Origin of the sequence: Sphingobacterium sp. GVS05A (genome assembly GCF_019969845.1) — a bacterium.
Taxonomy (GTDB): Bacteria; Bacteroidota; Bacteroidia; order Sphingobacteriales; family Sphingobacteriaceae; genus Sphingobacterium.
This window is the reverse complement of record NZ_JAHXYR010000006.1, coordinates 403650-415745: the sequence shown is the minus strand read 5'-3', so window position 1 is coordinate 415745 and position 12096 is coordinate 403650. Positions and strand designations below refer to the sequence as shown.

Annotated in this window: 7 protein-coding genes; 3 read left to right on the top strand and 4 right to left on the bottom strand. The window is 41.8% G+C overall.

The annotated features are described in order from the left end of the window. Positions 1–13 precede the first annotated feature (13 nt). Genes LC454_RS17210 through LC454_RS17200 form a run of 3 tightly spaced genes read left to right on the top strand, consistent with a single transcriptional unit; the run spans position 14 to position 3906 of the window. Entirely contained in the window at positions 14–1531 is a 1518-nt protein-coding gene (locus LC454_RS17210; protein ID WP_223583705.1) for a hypothetical protein, read from the top strand. Further along, positions 1528–2445, top strand: coding sequence for a hypothetical protein (locus LC454_RS17205; protein WP_223583704.1), 918 nt, complete (start codon positions 1528–1530; stop codon positions 2443–2445). Before LC454_RS17210 ends, LC454_RS17205 begins: the two co-directional genes overlap by 4 nt. A gap of 36 nt (positions 2446–2481) precedes the next feature. Then, on the top strand, positions 2482–3906 hold the full coding sequence (locus LC454_RS17200) for a DUF5689 domain-containing protein (protein ID WP_223583703.1): 1425 nt from the start codon (positions 2482–2484) through the stop codon (positions 3904–3906). Between the two features lie 75 nt (positions 3907–3981). Here LC454_RS17200 and LC454_RS17195 read toward each other — a convergent pair whose 3' ends face one another. From LC454_RS17195 to LC454_RS17180, 4 genes are all read right to left on the bottom strand, one after another. After that, complete coding sequence (locus LC454_RS17195; RefSeq protein WP_223583702.1) at positions 3982–5400, bottom strand: TlpA family protein disulfide reductase; 1419 nt, start codon at positions 5398–5400, stop codon at positions 3982–3984. 151 nt (positions 5401–5551) lie between these two features. Next, positions 5552–7027: a RagB/SusD family nutrient uptake outer membrane protein gene (locus LC454_RS17190; RefSeq protein WP_223583701.1), complete on the bottom strand. Its 1476-nt coding sequence runs from the start codon at positions 7025–7027 to the stop codon at positions 5552–5554. A gap of 9 nt (positions 7028–7036) precedes the next feature. Next, complete coding sequence (locus LC454_RS17185; protein ID WP_223583700.1) at positions 7037–10660, bottom strand: SusC/RagA family TonB-linked outer membrane protein; 3624 nt, start codon at positions 10658–10660, stop codon at positions 7037–7039. Positions 10661–10825: 165 nt separating this feature from the next. Continuing rightward, positions 10826–11977, bottom strand: coding sequence for a FecR family protein (locus LC454_RS17180; protein WP_223583699.1), 1152 nt, complete (start codon positions 11975–11977; stop codon positions 10826–10828). Positions 11978–12096: the final 119 nt, after the last annotated feature.

Below are 12096 nucleotides of genomic sequence, written 5' to 3'. Positions count from 1 at the left end.
AAATATCAAACACATGAAACATAAAATATTCTTACTTCTATTCCTGCTCTGTGCGTGTTTAAGCTCCTGTAGGAAAGTAGACGATTTTAAAAATACACTGGATGCCCTACCACAAATTAATAATGAGGCAAAATATTCTTACAAAACCAGTTACATCGCAGGTGACACAATGACTATCATAGGGCGACTACAGCCAAATAACGGACTGAAGATAAAGATCGGTAAGGCCGAGGCACCAATCGTAGGATCCGATACACTACACTACCGGCCTAATTCCTCAGACTCCGCTCAAAGTGTATTGGACCGTGTTAAAGTTATCATTGCCGAGGAGATGGGATCAGGTAAGAACATTCCTGTTCAAATAACTTCAGGTGGGTATAGTATCAATGCGGCCTCGATCAGTATTTTTTCACAATTCGGCCCTGACAGTTTTGATCGTTCACTTAAGATGACAAATCATGCTAAAATAAGCGATCCCAGCAGTATATTTTTACATTGTGTCAATGGAAAGGGTGATTTATATTTCTACGAGCCGATAACAGGTACCCTAAAGCGGATAAAGAAAGAGGGATCAATCGAAACTCTCCTAACAAAATCCCAGCTGAACCCTACCGATGTTAGTATAGATAATCTTGTCACGGGGGGCGTCAATCCACAAGGTACCAAAGCTTGGCTGTCGATAAAAAACAATGGTGATTACCTTTTTATCGAAGTGGATATTGCGCTGAAATCCGTCAGGCAATTAAATAGGAGTCATGAATATGCTGTACCTTATATCGGTGATATCGGCAAAATAAACCTACAAGTAACCACAGGTATCTATCCGGATGCTGATGGTAATGTTATTTTAACTACCCCTGGTTTTCTATATGGGTGGCTATACACCCCATGTGCCTCTATAGCAAAGTACAACAGCAACAATGGCAGATTGGACTATCTATTCCGAAGCGATGCTTCACCAAAGGAAATCCCGGGTGTCAATTTTGAAGGAACTAACCCTATTATCCTGGCAAATGATAATATGATGTATGTGCCTACTTTTAATGGAATCAGGCTGTATGACCTTAAAAGCAGAACGCTTTTGAAATCAGTCAATATCCAGCAAGAAAATTATGGCATCATTCCTAAAAAATACATCGGTCCATTTAATGGGCTTAAGGTAAATTTCGCTGCACCAATTGGAAACAGCAGCAAACCGGAAATCGCTTTTGGTTTTTTACCCAAGCCCAACCGAAAACTTATCTTCTTATTATATCAATACTTAGATGGACAGATCATTGGAAACCCGGGCAAGAACATTTCCTCGCTGGTAGATGGTCCCAAATGGATGACGCTCGATTTTATGGAAGATAGAAGCTATCAATATGCTCCTGGGGCCGCCGATATAACGGGGTACAGCTTTGAACCATACGCATCGCCGGGAAAACCTTCGAGTATATTTTCGGATGAAATCCTCAATTATGACGAGGAAGGTCATTTATATATGACCGCGAACGGAAGAAAAAGTATTATAAAAACAGCAACACGATGATAAAAAACATAAAAACATATCATTTCATATTATCGATAACCTGCCTATTATCGACTATAACAGCCTGTAAAAAGGATATCGATGCGACGATTCCAGGAAATGGAGAAGCCATCAAAATTAATTATCTAGCAAATTCGGACGTACTAAAACAGTATACCACTGGCGGGGTAGGAATTTTTGTGGATACAGTACTCCATAACAATACTGGAAATTTGCCTTTTTTTGATCTGACCACAACACCCAAACAAGTTGAATACCCCAAATTTTTTAGCACTGTTCCCGGCTTATTGTACATCAATTATCTTGCAGGGAACCACCGGTTTCAATTTAACTACATGATACCGGACACGATAACCAGCAACTTTGGAACAAAACCCTATAAGACGTTGGTAGATACAACACTCCTGTTTGAAAAAGATTTGGGTTCGTTGATATATCTCATAGATGGTCCTGTCAAGATGGCGAGCAGTGAGCCGACCTTTAAGATCCTGAGCATTCCTGCCAACAGGTCACTCAAGCTAGATAGTTCACAAGTTGCCTTAACTATTTCGCATCAGAGTCCCGATACGGAGGCAATCAAATGTAGCAGAGTAACTGCCGAAGGTGGGCTAACGACAGAAAACCTGCCTCAAAAGCTGGCATATGGGCAATCCACCTCCTATGTTATCTTTGACGTAAAAGATGCCTCCAATGGTGTTATCGGATTTCGCATCTATCGCAGCAGCAACGGCGAAGAATTAATCAATACAGGAATCCCGGCCAATGGAGGACATGCTTATGTACTCAGCATATCAGGTTTTCAACATGAACAGCTAATGAATCTGCCCTCACAATTAAACAGTGACAACACTGTCCAATACAACAGTGTGACTATCTTCCCGAATCTGAGAGCCACAACAAGGCAAATCTGGTAACAACAAATACGGATCTCAATCAATAAAATAAAAAACATGAACCGAAATATCATATTAATAGGCTCAATAGTTTTAACACTATTTGCCGCATGTAAAAAGACGGAAGCTCCAGACTTGCGCCCTTTGTTTTTGGGTACAAAGAATATTACACTCCGAGAATTAAAAGCATTAAGTAAACAAGCCGAAATTGTGCTGCCCGACGGAGATAATGGTTTGCAAATAAATGGTATTGTTATATCCGATTACACAACAAAGAATATTGAAGCTAAAACAATTGTTCTTCAGAGCGAAGAAACGAATAATAATACGGGAATTGTTATACGTTTTGACAGTATTCCCAACTTTAAGCTTGGTGAAAGACTAATCATAAATCTAACTGGACAAAAACTCGTCAACAAAAATGGTGAAGTGGCATTAGTTGACATACCGCTTTCAAATGTTAAAGTCAGTGGGACCGGATACATCGGTATAAGAACCACAAATATCGACAGCCTGATAAAAAATGCCGATTTATGGAACGGTACCTTAGTCACATTATACGATGGAACGCTATCTGGCGGAAATGGCAAGTATTCAGGAACCTTATTATTTAAAGAAACCGGAAAAACAACTTCAATCAAATCGCAAATCTACAATGGTGCCCTATTTGAAAGTACAAGCTACCCTCCAGGAGTAAATGCAATAACAGGAATACTACGAACCAACGGGATTGATCATCTTATAGACATTAGAAATACGAAAGATGTAATTTCCGGAATGGTAACCAGAGTCGTTACTGATGACATGAATGTCATAGGGATACGCAATGATCCATATAGTAATAAATGGTCGGATCCAAATTTGTTTTCTACGGACATGGAGACTTCATTTTCAAAATATGCGGTAGGATATGTCAGCGGCTATCAACGCCCGAATGTGATGGATAAGGATTTTCTTCAAAACGATCGCTCCTATTTTTATTTTTATACAATGGCAGGTCCTTATGATAGTTTTATATCCAATGCCCTTACTATACCAAACCTATATGCACTCCAATCTATCAAGGAAATCCGTGTTACCTTTGCAGGAAGTCAAGCCAATGGAGTTATCGCCTCTACCACAAATGGCGACAGCCTAATCGTAAAACCTTTTGCGCATGGGAAAGATGCCTTCAAAATAGGGCTGGAATTTTCCGACAACGGCTATCCAATAGATAATATTCCATCTTTGGAATCGGCTTCCTTCACGCAGACAGGAACTTTTTTCACGGTAACATTTGCTATCCCTTCAAGGGTAGAAATTTTAAGACATGCCCCAAAGGAGCCTGCTTCGGCTGAATATTTTGCTTCAAAAGTAGATGGTTGGCTAGCAAGCCCCGGCTTCAAAATCAAGAATCTATCTACACGTTCTGCTGCTGATCCCTATTCATTTACGGAGCCCTATGCTCCTATTATTATCTCGAAAATTGAATATGCCTTTTAGATTATTCTTAATAAAAGCGAGGGTATTTTGGCAATATGCTAAAATACCCTCGCTAAAGAATAAAACCAGCACAGACTATTTGTTATTCAATGCCTTCATCAATTGACTATAAGTTTCGTCATTGCTAGGTCTTGGCGCATCATTATCCAAAATTTTACCATCCCTGCCGATAATCACATACCTTGGAATACCGGAAATATTGAATGCCTTGGCAACGACACTCTTGGTTCCACCTTTTGACAAAAGATGTATACCTTCGATCTTATCGTCGGCTATTGCTTTTCTCCATTTGGCTTCATTGTCATCTATGCTGATGTACAGGAAGACCACGTCTTTGTTATCAGCAAACCGTGCGTGGAGCTTGGGACTTCCGGATTGCATTTCCTGCCTACAGGGTGAGCACCAACTCGCCCAAAAATCAATATAGACTACCTTTCCGGCAAAATCTTTTAAGGATACCTTTTTTCCGTTGATATCATCCAGCTCAAATGGTGGTGGTGTTGCACCAGAAGCGAGTGTTAACGCACGGTCATAAATTCCCTGGAGCTCCGTCACATGTGCATCACTTCCACCATCTGCGGCAAACTTATCGATATAAGATTTATAATCGTTGACGTCTTTGGCAATTAACAATAGGCTGTTAACAGTCGAGAATAATGCAAGCTCTCTGATTTTCCCGGTGAGATTCGCTTTGATCAGATCATATTCCATCTTACGCTTTTCTTCCTCTTTTTGCGTAACAAGGCTATCTTCTTTTCCGATTTCGAGCATGTGTTTATATCTCAGGTAGCCTGGTAAACTTCCTCGGACAAACCTGTTATAGGGATAATAAATGAGTAGATCATCTGAAAGCTTTACTTTTTGAAGCATATTTAGATAATCTGCCGGAAGGACCTCTTTAAACTTTTTTTTCAGTCCCTGACTGATCATATAGGGCATGATAATCTCAAAGCCTAAACCATCGTAATAGAACTTGATGTACTGGAAATCGAAAAAATCCTTGCTCACTTTTGACTTATTGGCTTCTAAAAAAGCAAGATTATCTTTGCGCATTTGTGCAATCTGCTCATTTAGGACCTCCGTCGAAACTTTGGTGGCATCAATACTAGAATAGTTTTTGATATAAAGTGCCATCAGATCTTTGTAGGCGATAGCATTTTCCTTTCCCTTTCCTGTAAATGTCGTAGCGTCTTTAAAGTCGGTCTTGATCAAAAGATCATCGCCGGGTTCGATATAGAGATTTAATGATCCCTTCACAGGCTCATCCATGCCCAATCGAACATCTATAGGTTTTTCCAATGTGGCAGAAAATTCAAAAATACCATCTGCATCCGGTGCGAGCATTTTCGCATCAGTCTCCCCATCTTCAAAACTAAACCACATGGTCTTTCCCACCAAGGGCTTAATATCCACACGAACACGTGTTTTCTTACCTTGCCCAAATCCCATACTGACATACATGCACAGTATAAAAATGATTACATAATTTTTCATTTTCTCAATCTATTTTAGTTGTTATTTTATTATTTATGTTGACTATGATTCAAAATTTCGTCAGTTATATCTAGTCCAACAGCATAGAATATCCTGGAGTCTCTACCTTTTTGGTGATTTTTAGCTCAAATCACCTATAAATTTGGACGTATTATGGATTCTGCTGCATAGCTGGATTTGACTGCAAAATATAGAGCGGGAACCGGAACGTCAGCCGCTCAGGCTTTAGTTTGAAGGTCGCGGTTACCTTACCATCTTTATCGTACAATTGATGGGTATCGCCGACTGTGCTCTTATGATCTGGATCGACAGAAAGCCTCCGCATATCCCACCAGCGCTCGCCATTCATAAAAAACTCTCGTGTACGTTCCTCCAAAATAAACCGGGTTAATTTTATTTTATCAGCAGCGATTGCTGTTGGAACCCCAGCTTCGGCACTTGGCATCCGATTTTTCCTTAAGGTGACCAGGTCTTCTACAGCAGCGTTCAGATCACCAAGCCTAGCTTTACATTCCGCCCGCAGTAAGTAGATATCAGGAATATTTATCCCCAAATTGGTCACTCCGCCTCTTCCCCAAGCTCGTTGCATATCCTGAGGATATAGGGCGGTCATACCAAATGAAAAGTTGCTCATAAACTGTTTCCTGAGGTCAGTATTTGCAAAGCTCTTCACCGTTTGGGGATTGAGGATAACTCCTGATGCAAGGTATACGTAAAGGTTAGACGTAGATTTTAAATATAAAACCTCCGTATCGGCGTAGGGATCCATTCCCCGAGCCGGACCGATGAATGGGTTGACTGGTGTAAATGCACCGCCAGTCGCCAACTCCTTATTATAGTCATATAAACCTACCGGGAGGCTTGCTCCAGCTAAATCTTTTAGGGCTGCATCCAGTAATGGTACTGCCAGGTCAAACCTGCCCATGTACACATATACCTTTCCCAAAAGTGCCTCTCCAGCAGGTCGTGACATCCGGATTCGGTTGCTTGCTTTCTGGGGAAGATCAGGAATAGCAGCTGTAAGATCGGCGACAATCTGCGTATACATTTCTTTCACAGTTGCCCGTGTAAAAGTCGTTTGGGTAACATCGGCAATTTTATAAAGCGGGGTTGCCAGATCAGTAGATGCACTCTCTTCATTGTAGGGTTTCCCATAATAATTCGCAAGCATAAAGTGGGCATATGCGCGCCCTGCTAATGCCTCGGATCGAATTGACTTTTTCTGACTTTCAGTTCCATCTTTGGAATCTAGCACTTCATTGATGACCTTATTGTAGTAATATAACTGCCGTACGAGCGAGTTAAATTCGGAATAGTTATCGTCTGCAAGGTAGATGTCATCTTCCCAACGAAAAGCTTTCTGATCCGATAGCCGGAAGGTCCCAGTACCCAATACGGAGAACAGGGGGGCATAGCCAGCAAGCTCATCTGACATCAGGATATGCGATGCCAGCCCCTGTCCACGAATAGACTCTGCATTTAATAATAAGTCATAATCGGACGTTTTTTCGGCAATCAGAAGTCCTTTTGGATCGGTATCCAAAAAATCTTTTTTACACCCAATGAAAGAAACCCCAAGCATCAAAAGGGACATGATCCGTGTAATTTTTTTATTGATAACTCTCATAATTTTAATCTAAAAAGTTAAATGGGCTCCAATGGTGACAGTATTTTGGTTAAAAGGCATTGTTCTGACCCCATAACGCGCGATTTGAAATTCGGGATCAATTCCATCCTTATTGTTTTTCCACAACATGATATTGGAAAGTTGAACCCGGAAACTTAAACCCTCCAGTCGAATTCGCTTAATCATATTTTCGGGTACTTGATAAGAAAATGCCATGTCCCTGATTTTGATGTAGGAAGCACTCAGAACATTCCGGTCGGCACGGATATAATATTGTAGGTCGCGGGCTTCATTTGCTCCTGCATCACTCAAAAAAGATGGGATATCTGTCTTCAATTCGTCTCCAGCGACTTGCCATCTATTGGTAAAATCTGCATGTAGATTACCTGACTGAAAATTTTGATTCCCAATGAAGCTTCCATTATTACTTACAGTATAAGTCTTATTAACATCCCTGAACATAACGTGCCCAAGGTTGTAGACCATATTAATCGTAAAGCCGAAATTTCTATACCGGAATAAATTGCTGAACCCACCACTCCAAACAGGCTGGTATACGCCCATGTAGCTTATATCTTCGGGCTTGGTATCTTGTCTGACCTTGGTGATGGTACCATCAGCCCGATGCACCTGCGGATCTCCTGCATTGTCCAGACCAGCATATCTATACGCAAATACACTAAATGCCGGATAATCTTTAACATAATCCGAATTGATCAGTGCATTCCCGGTAGTGATGGGTGCGGCTAGATAACCAAAATCTGTTACCTTGTTTTTGTTATAGGACATGGTCAACATCGTGCTCCAGAAGAAATCTTTTCGCTCGATATTGGTGGTATTCAAGAGCAGCTCTACACCAGTATTGCGTAAGCTCCCAACGTTCCCATTGATAAATGTCGTTCCGGTAAGTGGATTGATACCAAGACGCCCCAGCAGGTCAGATGTCTCTTTACGATAAAACTCTAAAGAGCCGTTTATCCTGTTATTCAAAAATCCAAAATCAAGCCCCAGATTATAATTTTTTGTGCGCTCCCAAGTCAGATTTGGATTCGCCAACGTGCTTATACTTAATGAGGAGCCTCCAGGTGCATTGGGATCTGCCGTTGCGGCCAGAACATCCTTGGATGAGGCAAAACCCGGCGCTGGTGAATTGCCTGTGATACCGTAGGTGGCACGCAAAGCGAGTAGATTTACCGTTGGCTTCATTTTTTCCATCCAAGGTTCCTGCGTCAGTGTCCACTTTAGCCCCACACTCCAGACAGGGCGACGTTGTGCTGATTTATTGATACCGAATAAATTGCTCTGATCATTTCTCCAACTTGCATTGAGTGTATATTTTCGAGCAAAGGTATACCCCGCATTTGCATAGTAAGAGGTAAACCTACTGCGAGGAACAGACTCTAGCTCTCCGAAATAACTATTGACTGGTAATTTTGAGCTTGCGCCTGATATCGGCAAAATGGGATTGATCACACCTGTGGAACTCAATGTTTTGTAATCAAGCATCGCATAGGTCTGCAATACCTGGTCATACCCATGGACCCGACTCGTATTGACGGTGGTGATCTGTTCTTGAGCCTCCTGTCCAAGTAAAGCCGACAACTGGTGCTGATTATCTTTCCAGCTCATTGTGTAGTTCAGCTGGTTTCGAACGGACCAGTTTTCCATGGTGGCATTATTGACACTGTATTCTCCCCCAGTCGTCGGTAGATGATAGACAATATTCCCATCGGCCCCTTTTTTGGCAAAATTGACAACATTGATGCGTTGTTGATAATTGGAATGGTCAAAATATTGTTGAGTCCGGTAGTTGCCGCGCACATAGCCGTAAACGCCTTCAAAACGAAGCCCTTTTATAATATCTATTGTCAGCCCTGAATTAAAACGTCCTGTAAGATTTTTGCTGTTCCCTTGGCCTGTCTCCATGTCTTCAAGGGGATTATAAGCCAGACCAATCTGGCTTAAGCTTTCAATGGATGATCGCTGATGCTCAGAAAGATAGCCCATATAGTTTATATCCAGTGATTTCCCCGCGGCATCCTGAAATAGCTGATAAGGCAAAAACTGATTATTGATCGCTTTATGATTCTTGGAAGACATAGACTGATAGTTGAGATCGGCGATCAAGTAAGCTTTTAGGAATCGGTTGAACGCGAAGTCCTGACGTGTATTGATCTTGAATGTTTCATCCTTGCTTCCGGGTGTAGCGGAGCGGTTGTTGGTATATGCTAAGGAGTTATAAAAAGTATGCTTATCACTACCTCCAGCAATGGATAAGGTATGATTCATGACCATTGCCGGCCGATAAAACAGTTCACCGATCTGTCCGACATTATTGAGTCCTGACAGACTGTCCAACTTTGCCTTTCCCTGTGCCTCGGTCAATACACCCCGGTGGATATCGTAAAGGATCTGTCTATCTGGAGTCAATCCCGTCGACACTCCCGTATTGGGATTATAGGTAGTTACTGCTGAATAAGGCTGTCTCACAGGATCAAATGTTTCTCGAGAGGCCTGAATGAATTGAGCACTGTTGAGTACTGGAAAGTAATCATATTGCGGACGGCCCTGAAAATTGACAAATCCATCGTAGGTAATCCGCATCGCCCCACTTTTACCTTTTTTAGTGGTTACTACGATGACACCATTTGCAGCCCTCGCTCCCCAAATTGCAGCAGCAGTAGCATCCTTGAGAACGGTGATATCTGCTACATCCTGTGGATTTATAGCGGTAATGTCGTTCACATCCATGGCTATTCCGTCCACCACGACCAACGGGTTTGTATTCGCCTCAATCGTAGTCAGACCGCGGATCAGAAACGGCGCGCTTTTGCCATATATTGTATTGGGTGCATTGTTGATCACCAGACCAGGTACCAAGCCGTCCAGCCGCTGAATCAGATTCATGGATCCTGTACGATCGGCGATGACATTCATATCTGGTTTGGCAAAAGATCCGGCGCTGCGCTCTTTGCTCAGTGATTGATACCCTGTATTGACTAAAACCTCGTCCAAAGTCCCCGCAAGTTTTAGTTTGATAACGCCCATGTCAGTAGCGGCCTTGGCATTATAGTCCTGATAACCAATGTAGCTTACAGCAATATAGGCCTGATTAGGTATTCCCTGCAAAGAAAACTCGCCGTTGGCATTTGTCATCGTTGCCGCTTTCTTTCCTTTGGCAGTCATTGAGAAATCCCCTGTTTCTTCGTTTTCGGTGGAGGTAATAGTCGCCACGGAAATGGTCGCACCTTGAAGCGGATGCCCATACTGATCCAATACACGCCCTCTTACATCGATTTGCTGTTGGCGTATAGGACCAGTTTTAAGCGTCTTTGCAGGCGGTGCTGTGACCACAATTAATTTACCATCCATTTGGTAGGAAAGACCCTTGGTCGTGAAGAGACCCTTTAGCGCCTCTTCCAAGGTGACGTCCGTAACATTGATCTTTACCGGCCCTACCCTGTCCATCAACTTACGATCAAAGATGAAATCGTATCCAGTTTGATTTCGGATCTTTCGAAGGACACTCTTTAAAGAGCTATTCTTTTCATTCAGAGTCACTCGCTGTCCAAAAGTCGTGAGGGCATACACTTGCATCATGGACATAAATAATATGACGGTGGTTAGGCGCATAAGGGTCAATTTAAAACAAAAATTTTTATACATTTGAGTTAAATATTGGTTAGCAAAACACGATTAGGTTCCAAGCTGTAGTGTTTTGAATTAAATAATTGATATTTACTTTTCATCGTCAGAAGGATCTTTATCCTTCTGACCTTTTAGTTTGTTTTCATTTCTTCACCTACTTATAATAATCCTCCTTCCTTTGATTTCAAATCGGATGTTTGTTCCTTTTTCTATTTTGTGTAATACCTCTGTTAGATCGCTGCTACGCGAGATCCACCCGTCTAATGTGATATCTTTCAACGGAATTCCCTCATGATCAAATTGTACGTTATACCACCGCTCTATATTCTGTAATGTGGTTTCGAAATCTTCCGACCCCAAGGCGAACTCTCCACTTTTCCAGGCCAACATTTCGGCTACATCGACTTTCTTAACTTCAATATTACCTTTGCTGATACGCGACTGCTCCGATGGTTTAAGGATCTTAAATGCTTTTGTTGCTAAATCGGTGACTTTTACGGAACCTTCTACCAAAGTTGTTTCAGTATAGGGATGGCCTGCATAGGTATTGATATTGAAATGCGTCCCCAATACAACAACTTGCTGTTTATCAGAAGAGACAATAAAAGGTCTTTTTCTATCTTTTGACACTTCAAAATAGGCCTCACCTTTTAACTTGACCAGGCGGACATTGGGATCATTAAATCCTGCTGCAAATTCGATGGAAGTAGCTGCGTTTAACCATACTTTTGATTTATCGGGCAAAGTGACCACGTAGGTTTCACCGGTTGAGGTACTTAATATGTTCACGCCCTGAACTTGGTGCTGATCATTTTCAATCTCGTAATGAAGTTGACCATCAGCGGTTTTCGATATGCGAACCCCATTTTCAAGAGCTAACGCTCCTGTCTCTTTACCTGGTAAAGAAATCTGCCTTCCGTCAGCCAAGATAAGTGTTGCTCCGCTTTGCCCTGGTGCAACGTGTTTTGTCATTGACGTAGTGACATATTGGTCTTGCACTGTCTTATCGTACTGATAAATATAAAAGGCTATACTCAAGAATATCAAGAAAGTCATTGCTACTGCAATGCGTGGCCATAGCGCGATCTCCCTCGGTCTATTGATCTTCTGATTGATATTTCTTAGCATTCGCTGTTCCAACTGCTCCTCAGATACCACAGAGGAGTCTGATAGCTCTACCTCTTTTCCCAGATCGCTATTATACCATGAATTAAACGCCTGTAGTTCTTCTTCTGCGATGGTTTTATCTAGCCATTTGGAAGCTAAGTACTGATACTTTTGTATATTGTCATCCAGTTCCATAATTGGGGCTTTACGGATATGTCTCCTGTGAAATATAAATCCCTTAGTCCATGCTAAAAAATATTTTGAGAATATAATTCGCTACCATTCTAATTCACGTGTAGAGTAGCGCAAATACA

Coding starts and splice junctions, on each gene's coding strand:
- LC454_RS17190 (WP_223583701.1), bottom strand. CDS start 7,027: ATGAGAGTTATCAATAAAAAAATTACACGGATCATGTCCCTTTTGATG.
- LC454_RS17180 (WP_223583699.1), bottom strand. CDS start 11,977: ATGGAACTGGATGACAATATACAAAAGTATCAGTACTTAGCTTCCAAA.
- LC454_RS17205 (WP_223583704.1), top strand. CDS start 1,528: ATGATAAAAAACATAAAAACATATCATTTCATATTATCGATAACCTGC.
- LC454_RS17210 (WP_223583705.1), top strand. CDS start 14: ATGAAACATAAAATATTCTTACTTCTATTCCTGCTCTGTGCGTGTTTA.
- LC454_RS17185 (WP_223583700.1), bottom strand. CDS start 10,660: ATGCGCCTAACCACCGTCATATTATTTATGTCCATGATGCAAGTGTAT.
- LC454_RS17195 (WP_223583702.1), bottom strand. CDS start 5,400: ATGAAAAATTATGTAATCATTTTTATACTGTGCATGTATGTCAGTATG.
- LC454_RS17200 (WP_223583703.1), top strand. CDS start 2,482: ATGAACCGAAATATCATATTAATAGGCTCAATAGTTTTAACACTATTT.